Origin of the sequence: Streptomyces vietnamensis (genome assembly GCF_000830005.1) — a bacterium.
GTDB lineage: Bacteria > Actinomycetota > Actinomycetes > Streptomycetales > Streptomycetaceae > Streptomyces > Streptomyces vietnamensis.
In genome coordinates, this window is record NZ_CP010407.1 from 5,314,882 (window position 1) to 5,329,816 (window position 14,935).

At 73.4% G+C, this 14,935-nt stretch carries 14 protein-coding genes; 7 read left to right on the forward strand and 7 right to left on the reverse strand.

The window, feature by feature from the left end; genetic code table 11:
- Nucleotides 1-79 precede the first annotated feature (79 nt).
- Together mca and SVTN_RS24035 are read left to right on the forward strand one after the other, a co-directional pair.
- Entirely contained in the window at nucleotides 80-961 is an 882-nt protein-coding gene (gene mca, locus SVTN_RS24030) for a mycothiol conjugate amidase Mca (protein WP_041130962.1), read from the forward strand.
- Nucleotides 954-1,190, forward strand: a complete 237-nt coding sequence (locus SVTN_RS24035; protein WP_041130963.1) for a hypothetical protein — start codon at nucleotides 954-956, stop codon at nucleotides 1,188-1,190. The genes mca and SVTN_RS24035 overlap by 8 nt, the downstream gene beginning before the upstream one ends.
- 408 nt (nucleotides 1,191-1,598) lie before the next feature.
- On the opposite strand, the gene SVTN_RS24040 is transcribed toward SVTN_RS24035, so the two are convergent.
- Together SVTN_RS24040 and SVTN_RS46610 are read right to left on the reverse strand one after the other, a co-directional pair.
- Nucleotides 1,599-4,382 (reverse strand): tetratricopeptide repeat protein, encoded by a 2,784-nt coding sequence (locus SVTN_RS24040; protein ID WP_425429053.1) that lies wholly within the window; start codon nucleotides 4,380-4,382, stop codon nucleotides 1,599-1,601.
- Nucleotides 4,383-4,422: 40 nt separating this feature from the next.
- Complete coding sequence (locus SVTN_RS46610; protein ID WP_052499278.1) at nucleotides 4,423-5,142, reverse strand: hypothetical protein; 720 nt, start codon at nucleotides 5,140-5,142, stop codon at nucleotides 4,423-4,425.
- A gap of 110 nt (nucleotides 5,143-5,252) precedes the next feature.
- On the opposite strand from SVTN_RS46610, the gene SVTN_RS24055 reads away from it, so the two are divergent.
- Nucleotides 5,253-7,274, forward strand: coding sequence for a thioredoxin domain-containing protein (locus SVTN_RS24055; protein WP_041130966.1), 2,022 nt, complete (start codon nucleotides 5,253-5,255; stop codon nucleotides 7,272-7,274).
- 79 nt (nucleotides 7,275-7,353) lie between these two features.
- Here the strand turns inward: SVTN_RS24055 and SVTN_RS24060 are convergent, their stop codons facing one another.
- Together SVTN_RS24060 and SVTN_RS24065 are read right to left on the reverse strand one after the other, a co-directional pair.
- A complete protein-coding gene (locus tag SVTN_RS24060) occupies nucleotides 7,354-7,761 on the reverse strand; it encodes a rodlin (protein WP_041130967.1) in 408 nt (135 codons plus the stop codon).
- Between the two features lie 94 nt (nucleotides 7,762-7,855).
- Nucleotides 7,856-8,896, reverse strand: a complete 1,041-nt coding sequence (locus tag SVTN_RS24065; protein WP_041130968.1) for an LCP family protein — start codon at nucleotides 8,894-8,896, stop codon at nucleotides 7,856-7,858.
- 175 nt (nucleotides 8,897-9,071) lie between these two features.
- Here SVTN_RS24065 and SVTN_RS44845 point away from each other — a divergent pair, with 175 nt between their 5' ends.
- The gene (locus SVTN_RS44845; RefSeq protein ID WP_167352210.1) at nucleotides 9,072-9,221 is read left to right on the forward strand and encodes a hypothetical protein; all 150 of its coding nucleotides are present in this window, start codon (nucleotides 9,072-9,074) and stop codon (nucleotides 9,219-9,221) included.
- A gap of 66 nt (nucleotides 9,222-9,287) precedes the next feature.
- Here SVTN_RS44845 and SVTN_RS24070 read toward each other — a convergent pair whose 3' ends face one another.
- Nucleotides 9,288-9,698 (reverse strand): rodlin, encoded by a 411-nt coding sequence (locus SVTN_RS24070; RefSeq protein WP_041130969.1) that lies wholly within the window; start codon nucleotides 9,696-9,698, stop codon nucleotides 9,288-9,290.
- Between the two features lie 219 nt (nucleotides 9,699-9,917).
- Here SVTN_RS24070 and SVTN_RS24075 point away from each other — a divergent pair, with 219 nt between their 5' ends.
- Nucleotides 9,918-10,331 carry a rodlin gene (locus SVTN_RS24075; protein WP_041130970.1) on the forward strand — a complete coding sequence of 138 codons (414 nt, stop codon included), beginning with the start codon at nucleotides 9,918-9,920 and terminating at the stop codon, nucleotides 10,329-10,331.
- A gap of 176 nt (nucleotides 10,332-10,507) precedes the next feature.
- Nucleotides 10,508-10,741 carry a chaplin gene (locus tag SVTN_RS24080; RefSeq protein WP_041130971.1) on the forward strand — a complete coding sequence of 78 codons (234 nt, stop codon included), beginning with the start codon at nucleotides 10,508-10,510 and terminating at the stop codon, nucleotides 10,739-10,741.
- 68 nt (nucleotides 10,742-10,809) lie between these two features.
- On the opposite strand, the gene SVTN_RS24085 is transcribed toward SVTN_RS24080, so the two are convergent.
- Nucleotides 10,810-12,057: an FAD-dependent oxidoreductase gene (locus SVTN_RS24085; protein ID WP_041134193.1), complete on the reverse strand. Its 1,248-nt coding sequence runs from the start codon at nucleotides 12,055-12,057 to the stop codon at nucleotides 10,810-10,812.
- A gap of 26 nt (nucleotides 12,058-12,083) precedes the next feature.
- Nucleotides 12,084-13,394: a carboxylate--amine ligase gene (locus SVTN_RS24090; protein WP_041130972.1), complete on the reverse strand. Its 1,311-nt coding sequence runs from the start codon at nucleotides 13,392-13,394 to the stop codon at nucleotides 12,084-12,086.
- Nucleotides 13,395-13,550: 156 nt separating this feature from the next.
- Between SVTN_RS24090 and SVTN_RS24095 the strand changes: the two genes are divergently transcribed.
- Nucleotides 13,551-14,933, forward strand: coding sequence for a glycoside hydrolase family 26 protein (locus tag SVTN_RS24095; RefSeq protein WP_041130973.1), 1,383 nt, complete (start codon nucleotides 13,551-13,553; stop codon nucleotides 14,931-14,933).
- Nucleotides 14,934-14,935: the final 2 nt, after the last annotated feature.

The window sequence follows — 14,935 nt, forward strand, 5'->3', positions numbered from 1 at the left end:
GGGGTGTGCGGAATTTTCACTCCCCCGATTCCGTCACTATAGAGACCACCCTCCGCGTCGAATCACTGAGGATCGAGTCTTGACTGAGCAGCTGCGACTGATGGCCGTTCACGCCCACCCCGACGACGAGTCGAGCAAGGGTGCGGCCACGATGGCCAAGTACGTGTCCGAGGGGGTGGACGTCCTGGTCGTGACGTGCACGGGCGGCGAGCGCGGCTCGGTCCTGAACCCCAAGCTTCAGGGCGACCCCTACATCGAGGCGAACATCCACGAGGTGCGCCGCAAGGAGATGGACGAGGCCCGCGAGATCCTCGGCGTCTCGCAGGAATGGCTCGGCTTCGTCGACTCGGGCCTGCCCGAGGGCGACCCGCTGCCGCCGCTTCCCGAGGGCTGCTTCGCCCTGGAGGACGTGGACACGGCGGCCGGGGCCCTGGTCCGCAAGATCCGCTCCTTCCGTCCGCAGGTCGTCACGACCTACGACGAGAACGGCGGGTACCCGCACCCCGACCACATCATGACCCACAAGATCACGATGGTGGCCTTCGACGGCGCGGCCGACGCCGAGAAGTACCCGGAGGCCGAGTTCGGCCCGGTCTGGCAGCCGCTGAAGCTGTACTACAACCAGGGCTTCAACCGCCCCCGCACCGAGGCCCTGCACGAGGCCCTCCTGGCGCGCGGCCTGGAGTCGCCGTACGGGGACTGGCTGAAGCGCTGGGACGAGTTCGGCGGCAAGGCGCGCAACCTCACCACGCACGTCCCCTGCGCGGACTTCTTCGAGACCCGCGACAAGGCCCTGATCGCCCACCGCACCCAGATCGACCCCGACGGCGGCTGGTTCCGGGTCCCGATGGAGATCCAGAAGGAGGTCTGGCCGACGGAGGAGTACGAGCTCAGCAAGGCGCTGGTCCCCACCTCCCTCCCCGAGGAAGATCTCTTCGCGGGCATCCGCGACAATGCCTGACATGAGCGCACACCTGGCACTGACCCAGCTTGTCCCCTTCGCCGCCGAAGAGCTGGACAAGAACAAGGTGACCCCCGGCGTCCTCGGCTTCGTCGTCTTCGCGGCCCTGGCCCTCGCGGTCTGGATGCTGATGAAGTCGATGAGCCGCCACATGGGCAAGATCTCCTTCGAGGAGGCCCCGGACCCGAAGGCGACCCCGGACGCCCCGGCGGCCGCCCCCGGCAAGTAGCCCCCGAACGGCCCGGCCTCCCTCCAGGAAGCCGGGCCGTCCAGGCTCCCGGACCTCGCCCTCCCGGCCCTCGCCCCGGACCGCGCCCGCACCGGCCGGCGCCCGACGCGCGCGCCCGCACCCGTGCTGGACGGTGCCCGCCGCCGTGCGGGGCCCGCACCCGCTGCCGTGTGGGCAATCGTCCCGCTGGGGCGGGACGGGTGGGCACACGGGACGGCGCCCTTCAGCGGCGCCTCCGCGTTCCGGGCCTGGACCCGCACCCCAGCGGCGCCGCACGACGGGGTGCGGGTCAGGGCGCGTAAGCCTCGGGCGCCGGCAAGGGCGCGGGTCCGTTGTGCCCACCCGTTCCGCCCCAGCGGAACGATTGCCCACAACGGCGGGCGCAGGCCCACAACGGGGTCGGCTCGTTCAGCCCGCGGCCGGTACGCCGAGGACCTCCCGGGCCGGGCGGGACGGGACCAGGCCCAGGTCCCAGGCCTGCCAGGGGGCCGCCGGGGCGATGCCCCGGTCCAGGAGCAGCCCGTAGGCCTCGGCGCAGTCGTCGACCCGCGGGTCGCGGCCCGGGTGCCGCTCCGCGACGAGCGCCGCGAGCTCCTCGCGCGCCGACGCCGCCCCCGGCTCCGGAGTGCCCGGCGCCGCGTGCGGGAGCAGCCCGCAGCGCAGCAGGCGGGCCCAGTCCGCGCCCCGCCGGTCCCCGTACGCCTCGAAGAGCCCGCGCGCCTCCTCGCACAGCGCGAGCGCCTGCGGGACCCGCCCGTTGCCGGCGTCGACGATGGCGAGCTCCAGACCGGCCCAGGCCTCCCCGTGCGCGACCCCGATCCGGCGGAAGTCCGCCCGCGCGTCCACGAGCAGCTGCCGGGCGAAGCCCGAGTTGCGCAGGTTGCCGGCCCGCGCCCCCTGCTGGTCCCGGGTGACCCGCCCCAGGTGGTGCCGGGCGCAGGCGAGCCCGTACAGGTCCCGCATCCGCGAGAACATCGACCGCGCCCGCCCCAGCTCCCGTATCGCCGCGTCCCGGTCGCCGCGCTCCTCCAGGGCCTGCCCCAGGTAGTACAGCGTCCACGCCTCGCCGCGCGCGTCCTCCTGCTCCCGGTGCCGCGCGAGCGCCCCGCGCAGCTCCTCCACCGCAGGCTCCGCCTCCCCGGCGGCCAGCCGCGCCCGGGCCAGCTGGGTCAGCGCCCAGGCCTCGCCGCGCCCGTCGTGGACGCGGCCGTACGTCTCCAGGGCGCGCCGCAGCTCACCCTCGGCGCCCGCCGTGTCGCCCCGGAGCAGCAGCACCTGCCCGCGCTGGAAGTGCGCCCAGGCCTCGCCGTGCAGCGACTCGTGCTCCCGGTGCAGGGCGAGCGAACGATCAAGCAGTGCCGTCGCCTCGGCCAGATCGCCCCGGTCCCGTTCCACGGCGGCGAGCGCGTGCAGCGTCCAGCCCCGGTCGGCGGCCAGGGACTCCGGCTCCTGGAGTGCGAGCGCCTCCCGAAGGCGTGCCGCGGCCTCCGTGAGCCGTCCCTGGTGGTGCAGGGTGATCCCGAGCGAGCAGAGCGCGAGCGCAGCGCCCGCGTCCTGGTGGGCCTCCTGGTACTGGGAGACGACCGAGGTCAGCGTCGTGCGGGCCTTGTCGAGCTCGCCGAGCTGCCGGGCCGCGATACCGGTCCGCCACCGCACCGAGCGCGTGAGGAGACCCTGTCCGACGGACTCGGCCAGCTCGTTGATCTCGCCGAGCCGGTAGAGGTCGCCGCGCAGCAGGCAGTAGTCGCAGAGCGCGCTGAGCAGGCCGAGCACGGTCTCCTGGTCGACGCCCTCCGCGTGCCGCAGGGCCGCCGTGATGAAGCTGGACTCCTCGTCGAGCCAGCCGAGCGCCGCCTCCAGGGAGCCGAAGCCGTGCCCGTCGAAGCGGTCGGCGCGGGTCGACATCTTGCCGTCGACCATCCGGATCACCGCGTCGGCGAGCTCCGCGTGGTTGCGGATGAGCCGCTCCTGCGCCGCCGCGATCTCGGCCGCGTCCTCCTCGTCGAGGAGCCGTACGGCCGCGAAGCCGCGCACCACGTCGTGCAGCCGGTACCGCTCCCCGCGCACGTGGTCGAGCAGCCCGGCCCCGGACAGCTCCCGCAGCCGCCGGGCCGCCTCGGGCCCGCTCCCGCCGAGCAGGGCGGCGGCCGCCGCCGCGCCGAGCGAGGCCCGCCCGGCCAGCGCGAGCCGCCGGAGCAGCTGCCGGGCGTCCTCGTCGAAGTCGAGGAAGTACCGTACGGACAGGGCGCGTTCGACGGGATCGGTGCCCCAGCCGGGCCGGGCGAGGACATGGCCCACCTCGTCCATGGAGCGGCGCCCGAGCAGGGAGCCCACGACCCGCAGCGCCAGCGGCAGGCCGCCGCACAGCTCCCGTATCCGCTCGAACGCCTCCGCGTCGTACGGGTCGGGGTCGGGCGCACCGGCCGTCGCGCGCAGCAACTCCTCGGCACCGGCCGCATCGAGCGCGGCGACGGGCAGGGCGTGCACCTCGGCCGGTACGTCTCCGCCGAGGTCGAGCGGCTCCCGGCAGGTCACGAGGACGAGGCTGTCGGAACGCTCCGGCAGCAGGGCCCGCACCTGGGCGGCGTCGGCGGCATCGTCGAGGATGAGCACCACGGGCACTCCGCTCAACTGCCGCTGGTACAACTCCGAGAGCCGCTGCACCTGTTGCCCGGCCGAGGCGCCCTCGCGGAAGAGGAGCCGGTCGCGCGGGGCGCCGAGCCGGTTGAGGAGGTGCAGCAGCGCGTCCCGGGTCGCGACGGGCCGCTCGGCCCAGCCGGCCTTGCCCGCGCCGGCGACGCCGCCCCGCAGGTCCACCACGCAGGCCCCGCGGAACTGGTCGCGCAGCGTGTGGGCGGCCCGCACGGCGAGCGCGGTACGGCCGGAGCCGGGCGCGCCGTGCAGCAGCACGACGGTCGGCCGGGTGACGGCCGAGGCCCGCCCGGCCTGCACCCACCGGGTGATGGACGCCAACTCCTCCCGCCGCCCGGCGAACACCCCACCGGCATCGGGCAGATGCCCGAAGGACCGCTCGAGCACGGCCCGCTTCCGCGCGGCCGCACTCCGATCACCCCCACGCACCCCCCGCCCCCCGGCCCCGACCCCCGCCGCCGAAACCCCCGCCTCGCCCCGCTGGGCTCCGACCCCCGAGGCCCCGGCCGCGTCCGCCCGCCCGGGCCCGGCCGCGTCCACCCGCCCGGGCCCGGCCGCGTCCACCCGCCCGGGCCCGGCCTCAGCCTCCCCGGCCTCCGCCCGGCCGCCCCCCCCGCCCCCCCCCCCCCCCCCCCCCCGCCGCGCCCACCCCCCGCCTCCGCTCCCGCTCCTCCTCCAGGAACGGCCGTACCCCCCGGACCTCCAGGGCCGTCAGCCACCCCACCCGGAGCTGCTCGACCCCGTCGGCCCGCTCCGGCGCACCGGCCGCCCCGCGATGGTCGGCCGCCCCGCGGTGGCCGGCCGTCGCGCGGAGGACGGTCGCCGCCGCGCCGGCCACGGCGACCGCCGCGCCCGCGCCGAGCGCCGTCCCCGTCGCCGTACCGAGCGCCAGGTCGGCACCGAAGGCCGCGGCCGCGGCGACACCCGTGACCAGCGCGGGCCCCCCGATCGCCGAGCCGCTGAAACGGTCCGCCAGACGCGCCCGCCCGACCCCGGCCCCCGCTCCGGGACCGACCCCGGCTCCGGCATCAGCCCCGGTCGCCCCAGCCCCGCCCCCCGTTCCGCCCGCCGCTCCCGCCAGGGCCTCCGCCCCCGCCAGCGCCTCCGCCCCCGCCAGCGCCTCCGCCCTCACGTACGCCGCGTACTCCCCGCCCGCCCCCGCCGCCATCGCGTCCAGCCCCGCCCGGCCCCGTGCAAGGAGCGCGTCCGCCTCGTCCGGGGCGAGGCCGGAGGCCCGTGCCTCCTCCGCCACGGCCCGTTCCAACAGCCGCTCGGCCTCGGCCCGGTGACTCTCCCGCATCTGCGTTCCCCCTCCGCGCGTGCCCGACGAATCCGGCCCAGTGTCCTGCGTCGCGCGCGTCGGCGCGAGAGAGCGGAGAAAGGAGGAGACCGCTGCGGCAGGATGGGGACATGCCGAACCGACTGGCCCATGAGACCTCCCCGTACCTCCTGCAGCACGCCGACAACCCGGTCGACTGGTGGCCGTGGTCGGCCGAGGCCTTCGAGGAGGCCCGGCGCCGCGACGTCCCCGTGCTGCTCAGCGTCGGGTATTCAAGCTGTCACTGGTGCCATGTCATGGCGCACGAATCCTTCGAGGACGACACCACCGCGGCCCTGGTCAACGACAACTTCGTCGCCGTGAAGGTCGACCGCGAGGAGCGCCCCGACGTCGACGCCGTCTACATGGAGGCCGTGCAGGCCGCGACCGGCCACGGCGGCTGGCCGATGACCGTCTTCCTCACCCCGGACGCCGCCCCCTTCTACTTCGGTACGTACTTCCCGCCCGAGCCCCGCCACGGCATGCCGTCCTTCCCGGAGGTCCTGGAGGGCGTCAGGGCCGCCTGGGCCGACCGTCGCGGCGAGGTCGACGAGGTCGCGGACCGCATCGTGAAGGACCTGGCGGGCCGCTCCCTCGCCTACGGCGGCGACGGCGTCCCCGGCGAGGAGGAGCTCGCGGGGGCCCTCCTCGCCCTCACCCGCGAGTACGACGCGACCCGCGGCGGCTTCGGCGGCGCCCCCAAGTTCCCGCCGTCGATGGCCCTGGAGTTCCTGCTCCGCCACCACGCCCGCACGGGCTCCGAGGGCGCCCTCCAGATGGCCGCCGACACCTGCGAGGCGATGGCCCGCGGCGGCATCTACGACCAGCTCGGCGGCGGCTTCGCCCGCTACGCCGTCGACCGGGCGTGGGTGGTCCCGCACTTCGAGAAGATGCTGTACGACAACGCCCTGCTCTGCCGGGTGTACGCACACCTGTGGAAGGCCACCGGCAGCGACCTGGCCCGCCGGGTCGCCCTGGAGACCGCCGACTTCATGGTCCGTGAACTCCGCACCCCCGAGGGCGGTTTCGCCTCCGCGCTCGACGCCGACTCCGACGACGGCAGCGGCAGGCACGTCGAGGGCGCCTACTACGTGTGGACGCCCGCGCAGCTGACCGAGGTCCTCGGCGCGGAGGACGCCGCCCTCGCCGCCGCCCACTACGGCGTCACCGAGGACGGCACCTTCGAGCACGGCAGCTCGGTCCTCCAGCTCCCGCAGGAGGCGGGCCCGGCCGACGCCGGGCGGATCGCGTCGATCGCGGCCCGGCTCCTCGCCGCCCGCGAGGAGCGCGAGCGCCCCGGCCGTGACGACAAGGTCGTCGCGGCCTGGAACGGCCTCGCGATCGCCGCCCTCGCCGAGACCGGCGCCCTCTTCGACCGCCCCGACCTGGTCGAGCGCGCCACCGAGGCCGCCGACCTCCTCGTCCGCGTCCACATGGACGAGTCCGCCCGCCTCACCCGTACCTCCAAGGACGGCCGGGCCGGGACGAACGCGGGGGTCCTGGAGGACTACGCCGACGTCGCCGAGGGCTTCCTCGCCCTCGCCGCCGTCACCGGCGAGGGCGCCTGGCTGGAGTTCGCCGGCTTCCTCCTGGACCTCGTCCTCGACCGCTTCACCGCCGAGGGCGGGGCGCTGTACGACACGGCCCACGACGCCGAGACCCTCATCCGGCGCCCCCAGGACCCCACCGACAACGCCACCCCGTCGGGCTGGACCGCCGCCGCCGGGGCGCTCCTCTCGTACGCGGCGCACACCGGCTCGGAGGCCCACCGCGCCGCCGCCGAAGGGGCCCTCGGCGTGGTCAAGGCTCTCGGCCCGCGCGCGCCCCGCTTCATCGGCTGGGGCCTGGCCGTCGCGGAGGCCCTCCTCGACGGGCCCCGCGAGATCGCCGTCGTCGGGGACCCCGCCGACCCGGCGTTCCGGGAGCTGCGTCGTACGGCCCTGGCGGCGACCACCCCCGGAGCGGTGATCGCCACCGGAGTCCCCGACAGCGAGGAGTTCCCGCTCCTGAAGGACCGGCCGCTCGTGGCCGGGTCGGCCGCCGCGTACGTCTGCCGTCACTTCACCTGCGACGCCCCGGTCACCGACCCGGCCGAGCTGCGCCGGAAGCTCTGAGGCGGCCCCGGAACGGGGACGGCCCCGCCACCCCTCGGAGGAGGGGCGGCGGGGCCGCACCGTGGCCGGACGGCGTCGCTCAGTGGTTGCCGGCGCCGTTGCCCGAGAGGACCGGGATGTCGTCCAGGATGTGCGACAGCGGCTCGTCGCCCTTGGCCTGGGTGGAGTTCTCGGTGCACTGCTGGTTCTGCGGGGAGGACAGGACGTTGATGTCCTGGACGGCGATCGGGATGAGGCCGACGATCGAACCGGCGTTGACCTTGGCCGGCAGGCCGACGCAGGGCTTGTTCAGGGAGCCCTGGACGAGCGCGAGCTGCGGGCTCATGTCGCCGTAGGTCTTGGAGTTGCCGAACTCCTGGTGGGCGCCGTTGCCGGAGAGCGACGTGGTGCCGCCGTCGTCGGCGATCGCGAGCGCCTGACCGGCACCCGCCGCCGTCGCACCGAGGACGGACGCGGCCACAGCGGCCGTCGCCAAGAGCTTCTTCATTGTTCAGGCCTTTCGGATACTGGCCAGCTGAGTGCCGAGCCGTGCTGATCAACTGGTCGGAGGGTCGGAAGTTCCGGGAAGTCCACCGGACGGACTACGGGCAGATGAGCGAAGACCCCTTCGCGGGCCGGTACGTGCCCACCGGGATCTCGCTCGGCGCGACGGCCTCGGCGGCCGGCAGCGGCTGGTCCTCGGCCAGGCGTCCGAAGACCTCCGCGGCGCCTTCCTGGTCCCAGGCGAGCGTGGACCCGACGTCTTCGATGTCCGGGTTGAAGCCCCGGATGGGGACGGTCGCGAGCTCCATGTGCTCCGGGGGCAGGTCCCGCAGGCGGGCGGCGAGCGTCAGCAGCTCGGCCGTGGAGATCCCCCGCTCGGCCGCCGCCGTCCCGCGCAGGCTCGCCGCGAAGGCCCTCAGCTGCTCGGGGTCGTCGAGGATGCCGTCGTGGAGCCGGCGCAGGGTGTTCACGACGAACTTCTGCTGCTTCTGGATGCGGCCGAAGTCCATCTGCCCGTCGGCCTTCCGGGACCGCACGTACTGGAGGGCCTCGCCGCCCGCGACCCACTTGGTCCCGGGCTGGAGGTCGAGGCCGGTGGACGGGTCCTTGAGCGGCTGCGCCGTACAGATCGGTACGCCGCCGTCGACGCGGTCCACGGTGTCCATGAAGCGCCGGAAGTCGATCTCCAGGTAGCGGTGGACGGGCAGCCCGGTCATCGACTCGACGGTCTCCACCGCGAACGAGGGGCCGCCCTCCGCCCAGGCGCTGTTGATCTTCGCCGGGTGGGCGGGGTGCACCTGCCCGGTGCGCCGGTCGCGGTGCCCCTCCGGGAAGGAGGCGAGGGAGTCGCGCGGCATGCTCACGACGTCGACCCGGTCGTTCGCCGCCGAGACGTGCACGAGCATCATCACGTCCGTGCAGCCGCACTCGTACTCACCCAGGTGGAAACGGTTCTTCTCGTCCGGGGTGAGTCCCTTGCGGGTGTCGAGGCCGACGACCAGGAGGTTCAGCCCCTTCTCGGGGGCCGGGAGACCGGTGGGGGCGACGGCGAGGGCGCCGGGAGCGAGGGCGGCGAGGGCGGCGAAGGCCGCCGCGGCGAGCAGTGGACGCCGGGCGGTCCGTAGACGCGGGAATTTCATGTCCGCACCGTAATTTCGACCCGCTCGCACACAGGTACGCGACGCGACGTGAACAGGACGAATCACTCTCCTGCGGCGCCTGTGTAATGATGCGGGAATCGCAGCGGAAGGAGCGAAAATGGCGCCGGATCCCGGAAAATGGGAACGGATGGCCTTCATTCCGAAGAGCCGATATGTGAGTGACCCGCCCCCGGCGGACAGCACCCCCTTCCCCGTCTATTCCGCATTGGTCACCCAGTGGGTGCAGGCGGGGCGGACGGTGCCGGGGATGCCCGACCGGGAGTGGGAGCGTCTGATGGCGACGCCGGTCTGGCCCACCTGGTAGACGACGAAAGGGGCCGCCCGGAGGGCGGCCCCTGACGTGTGAACGTCGTCGTGCTCAGGCGGAACGTCAGTGGTTGCCGACGCCGTTGCCCGACAGGATCGGGATGTCGTCCAGGATGTGCGAGAGAGCCTCGTCGCCCTTGGCCTGGGTGGAGTTCTCGGTGCACTGCTGGTTCTGCGGGGACGACAGGACGTTGATGTCCTGGACGGCGATCGGGATGGCGCCGACGATCGAACCGGCGTTGACCTTGGCCGGCAGACCGATGCAGGGCTTGTTCAGGGAGCCCTGGATGAGCGCCATCTGCGGGCTCATGTTGCCGTAGGTGGCGGAGTTGCCGAACTCCTGGTGCGCGTTGTTGCCGGAGAGCGACGTGGTGCCACCGTCGTCGGCGATGGCGAGGGCGGGGGAGGCCACGGCGGCGGTGGCGCCGACGATGGAGACGGCTGCGGCCGCGGTGGCCATAACCTTCTTGATCACGGGAGTTCCCTTCTAGAACCGGCTCCGTGCAGGGAGCGACCTGATCAACAGGCCGTCGGACGCGGGGGTTCCGCTGTGTCACCCTCTTGGCGGAGCGTGCGCGGCAGCGCGAAAGGCGGACGCAGTCGAACGAGTGAAGTGCCGGAACCAAAGCCCGCCACCGCAGTTGAGCCCGTCGCATCAATCAGGTCGATTGGTGGGAACAGGAACGGAATCACCGTGATCAAGAAGATTATGGCGGCTGCGGCTGTGACGGCCTCCGTTGTCGGCGCCTCCGCCGCAGCGGCTTCCCCGGCGCTCGCCATCGCCGACGACGGCGGCACCACCTCGCTGTCGGGCAACAACTCGCACCAGGAGTTCGGCAACTCCAAGACCCACGGCGACATGAGCCCGCAGCTCTCCGCCGTCCAGGGCTCGCTGAACAAGCTCTGCCTCGGTGTCCCGGTCAAGGGCAACGTCGGCTCGGTCGTCGGTGTCCTCGTTCCGGTCGCCGTCCAGGACGTCAACGTCCTGTCCTCCCCGCAGAACCAGCAGTGCGCCGAGAACTCCACCCAGGCCAAGGGCGACGAGCCGCTGTCGCACCTCGTCGAGGACATCCCGGTCCTCTCCGGGAACGGCGCCTACAACGGCTGATCCGCTTCGCGGACCGCGGGGCCGGCGGGGACGGGGATGTTCCTTCCGGCCCCGTTCCATGCGGGCAATGGGGTGAAAGAGAAGGCGTCGGTGTTATTTCGGTTTCCTTTGTGCGGGATGTTCGTTGTGTTGTGTGCAGCGGAAATGTATTCCGCCTAGGAAAGGATCCAGCCGAAATGAACTGTAAGAAGGTCGCGGCCGTCGTCGCCGGAATCGTCATGGCCATGGGCGTGGCGTCGCCCGCCTTCGCGGACGCGGACGCGGACGGTTACGCCATCGGTTCGCCGGGCGTCCTCTCCGGGAACGTCGTGCAGGTCCCGATCCACGTCCCGATCAACGTCTGCGGCAACAGCGTGAACATCATCGGCCTGCTGAACCCGGCCGGCTTCAACACCTGCGTCAACGCCTGAGTCCCGGCGCCCGCGGGCACGGAGGGCCGGTCCAGGAGAGCATCCGCTTCCCGGGGGCCGGCCCTCCGTCATGCCGTGACCGGCGCCTTCCTCCCGGTACGCGGCAGGCCCACCGCGGCGCCCGCCCGCAGCCGCTGCCGGACCCCCTTCACCAGGCGCCCCGCCGTGTACTCGGCGCCGAGGACGAACCGCATCGACGGCCCGTACGAAGGGGCCGTGAGCAGACCCGCGAGGAACAGGCCCGGCCAGGAGGACTCGAAGAGGCCGCCGACCTCCGGGGCGCCGCCGGCACCGACCCGGCGCAGCGCCCCGCGCAGCACGGGGGAGAGGACCCCGGCCCGGTCCAGACCCGGGGTGAAGCCGGTGGCCGCGATGACGTGGTCGGTCTCCAGGACCGTCGTCCCGTCGGGCCCGGCCACATCCAGCCGGAGCCGCTCGTCCCCGGTCACCCTCGCCGTGGTGATCCGCGCCCCGAGCCGTACGTCGCCGACCGCCGTGAACCGCTCGCGGAGCCACCAGGCGCCGGCCGGGCCGAGCGCCGAGTCGAAGATCCGCTCGCGGGTGGCGGCCGGTAACCGTCGGAAGATCCCGGGGGTGTCCGCGTACAGCTTGTTCCGCCAGCCGCAGCCGAGGCCCGTGTGCGGGGCGCGCACCGAGGGCCAGAGCCCGCGGTCGAGGGCCGGCGGCAGGGTGTTCCACCGGAGCCGGCCGGCCCGGGCGACGATCCGTACGGTTCCGGCGCCCCGCTCGGTGAGGAGCGCGGCGGTCTCCAGGGCCGCCTGGCCGGCCCCGACGACGGTGACGTCCCGGCCGGCGAAGCCGTCGAGCTCGCCGTGGTGGCTGGAGTGGGTGACGTACCGCCGGGGCAGGCCGCGCAGGGGCCCGGGGATCTCCAGGAAGGGCAGGACGCCGACGGCGAGGGCCACCGTCCGGGCGCGCAGGGTCTCGCCGTCCTCCGTGCGCAGCTCGAAGCCCCCGGGGGCGGGCGCGACCGAGCCGATGAGCCGCCCGTCGAGCGCGGGCACGGTCTGCCGGGCGAACCAGTCGCCGTACGCGGCGAAGAAGTCCACCGGGAGCGGCGCCCCGTGCTCGGTGCGGACGCCCCTGGTCGCGGCGTAGGCGTCGAGGCCGTACGCCCCCGCCGGGTCGGAGAGGTGGGAGGCCCAGGGCTCCGACTTCAGGAACATGCCGGAGGGCATGGCGTGCCAGGACTCCATCGAACGGCCGAAGACGCGGAGGCCGAGACCGCGGGCCGCGGCGTGGGCGGCCACGGACAGGCCGTAGGGTCCGGCGCCGACGACCACCAGGTCGTACATCGACTTCGACATCGTGCCTTCCGCGTTCATCGGGGGGTGAGCTGGTCGGTGGAGGTACGGGCCGGGGGCGCCGCGGGGGCGGCGGCCGGGTCCGTCCGGCGGGCCGGGAGCGCCCGGTGCAGCGCGGTCAGCGCCTTGCGCAGCAGGTGCGCGAGCCAGGCGCAGCCCATGGCGAGCGCGGGCAGCGGGTCGTCGGCGGCGGACCAGGCGCACTCGGTCCGCCCCCGCGTGCCGCCGGGCTCGGGCGCGTACCGGCGGCGCGGGGAGGCGAGCAGGGAGAGCGCCGCGTAGTTCTCGACCAGGAACCGGCGGCCGTACGCGGGGGAGTGCGGCGGTACGGGGCGGCCGGTGAGGTCCAGGTGCAGCGCCCGGACCACGTCCAGGCCGTCCGGGTCGGTGAAGAGCCGGAACTGCGCGCCGGGCCGGGGGTTGAAGTCCAGCAGGTGGTACGCGCCGGTCGCCCTGTTCAGCCGGAAGTCCAGGTCGCACACGCCCCGGTAGTCCAGCGCGTCGAGGAGCTCGCGGGCCGTCCGGTCGACGACCGGGTTCGCCGTCCAGCGGCCGGAGGCGGTGAGCCCGGCGCCGTCCGGCCAGGACCGCTCCTTGCGCCCGGTCCCCCCGGTCGAGCAGCGGCCCGCGGAGTCCACGTACCCGTGGAAGAACCAGTCGAGGTCGTGGCCTGCCGGGAGCAGTTCCTGGAGCAGCAGCCGGCTGCCGGCCTCCGGGGTGCGGGCGTACAGCTCCCGCACCTCGGCCAGGGAGCGCACGATCGTGGTGCTCCGCAGCCCGCCGCCGGCCGGGAGCAGCCAGGGCCTGCTCCACTTGGCGACCACCGGGAGGCCGAGCGACCACGCCATGGCGGCGGCCTCGTCGGCGCCCCCGGGGAGTTCGGTACGGGGATGGGGCAGGCCCAGGCCCGCGCAGGTCTCGGCGAGCTCCGCCTTGTCCGCGACCCGGAGGAGCTGCTCCTCGGTCTGTTCGGGCAGCAGGAAGCGCGGGGTGAGTGCGGTGCGGCGGCGGGCCAGGGCGAGGGCGCTGACGTCGTCCAGCGGCACGGCGAGCACGGGATGTGACGGGTCGTCGGTGACCTCGTCCGCGATGCGGGCCAGGAGGGCGGAGAGCTCGGCGGAGGAGTCCGTCCCGGGGCGCACCCGGACCGAGCGGAGGAAGCGGGAACGGGCGACCGGACTGGTGCTCGATTCGATGACGGCGTGGACCGGGATTCCGGCCCGTCCCAGCGAACGCGTGGCACCGAGCGTGCCGTGATGGAAGGGGTTCCGGTCGAGCCGTACGAGGACGGTGGGGACGCTGGTGTCGAAACGCTGACGGCGCAGCACGGCAGGCCCTTCATCTCGGTGCCCCAACTGGGCGATGAAATCCTCTAATGGACTACGGATCAGAGGGAAGCCGAGCTCACGATCGGCTTATTAGGAATACTTTCGGAACATCGGATTGACAGATCATCAATTGGCGTACACCGCGAAGGAGTGGCCATGGGAGCTGCATACCGGAGAACCTCGAGAAAGTGGCTGGGGGTGTTCACCGCCGGTCTCCTCGTCACGGGCTCAGCCGTGCTCTCGTCCCCCGCGCACGCCGCCGCGTCCGTGAGGACGGCCGACCCCGATCCGGCCCTCGCCACCGCCATGGGAGCCTTCCTCGACTCGGGCCGACGCGGGGTCGCCCGCATCGGGCAGCTCGAACGGTGGCTCGGCGGCCACGAACTCCGCGTCGGTCACACCTACCTCCCGGGCGACCTCTGGTCGAACATCGAGGGGACCCCCGGCTTCCTCGAGGCCTGGGCCGACTGGCGCAACGAGCGGATCCACCGGATGCTCGTCCTCAACGTGCCCATGCTGGAGCGCAACGAGGCCCGCGTCTCCGACCGCGAGGTCCGCCGCCAGCTCCAGCTCGGCGCCGCCGGGTACTACGACCACCACTTCACGACCCTCGCCGAACGCCTCGTCGAGGAGGGGGCCAGGGACACCGTCATCGTCCTCGGCTGGGAGATGAACGGCACCACCTACACCCACCGGTGCGCCCCCGATCCCACCGCGTGGAAGAAGTACTGGAACCGGATCGTCACCGCGATGCGTTCCGTGCCGGGCCAGAAGTTCCGTTTCGACTTCAACCCGAGCCGTGGCCTCGACGCGATTCCGTGGACCCAGTGCTACCCGGGCGACGACGTCGTCGACATCATCGGCATGGATTCGTACGACCAGCCGGCGGGGAGCAGTTTCGACCGGCACGTCAGCGAACCGTACGGGCTCCAGAAGCAGGTCGATTTCGCCGCCGAGCACGGAAAGCAGATCTCCTATCCCGAATGGGGGCTCTTCCGGAACGGCGACAACCCGGAATACATGCGGCGCATGCTGGACTGGATGAGGCAGCACAAGCCGCTGTACCACACGATCACCGACTACTGTCCGCACGGCGTCTGGCAGTGCGACGACAATCCGCAGTCGTCGCTGGTCTTCCGGCAGATGCTGTACGGCACGGAACCGGAGCTCCCGACGGTTCCTGAGCCGAAGCCTGAGCCGAAGCCGGAACCCAAGCCCGAGCCGAAGCCTGAGCCGAAGCCGGAACCCAAGCCCGAGCCGAAGCCCGAGCCGAAGCCCGAGCCGAAGCCCGAGCCGAAGCCCGAGCCGAAGCCGGAACCCAAGCCCGAGCCGAAGCCCGAGCCGAAGCCGGAACCCAAGCCCGAGCCCAAGCCGGAACCGAAGCCCGAGCCCGACTGCTGGACCGTGGACCTCGGTTCGTGGGTGGAGCACTGGCTCGGCGGGTCCGTCTGCGTCCCGAAGGACGAGTGGAAGGACGAGCCCGACCTCGACTGGAAGGACGACTGGCAGGACGACTTGCAGGAGGCCTGGCCCTTCTGACG

What these genes read in the sequence shown, in the direction of transcription:
- SVTN_RS24035 (WP_041130963.1), top strand. Translation starts at nt 954, where the DNA reads ATGCCTGACATGAGCGCACACCTGGCACTGACCCAGCTTGTCCCCTTC.
- SVTN_RS46610 (WP_052499278.1), bottom strand. Translation starts at nt 5,142, where the DNA reads ATGCGGGAGAGTCACCGGGCCGAGGCCGAGCGGCTGTTGGAACGGGCC.
- SVTN_RS24055 (WP_041130966.1), top strand. Translation starts at nt 5,253, where the DNA reads ATGCCGAACCGACTGGCCCATGAGACCTCCCCGTACCTCCTGCAGCAC.
- SVTN_RS24060 (WP_041130967.1), bottom strand. Translation starts at nt 7,761, where the DNA reads ATGAAGAAGCTCTTGGCGACGGCCGCTGTGGCCGCGTCCGTCCTCGGT.
- SVTN_RS24065 (WP_041130968.1), bottom strand. Translation starts at nt 8,896, where the DNA reads ATGAAATTCCCGCGTCTACGGACCGCCCGGCGTCCACTGCTCGCCGCG.
- SVTN_RS24080 (WP_041130971.1), top strand. Translation starts at nt 10,508, where the DNA reads ATGAACTGTAAGAAGGTCGCGGCCGTCGTCGCCGGAATCGTCATGGCC.
- SVTN_RS24085 (WP_041134193.1), bottom strand. Translation starts at nt 12,057, where the DNA reads ATGTACGACCTGGTGGTCGTCGGCGCCGGACCCTACGGCCTGTCCGTG.
- SVTN_RS24095 (WP_041130973.1), top strand. Translation starts at nt 13,551, where the DNA reads ATGGGAGCTGCATACCGGAGAACCTCGAGAAAGTGGCTGGGGGTGTTC.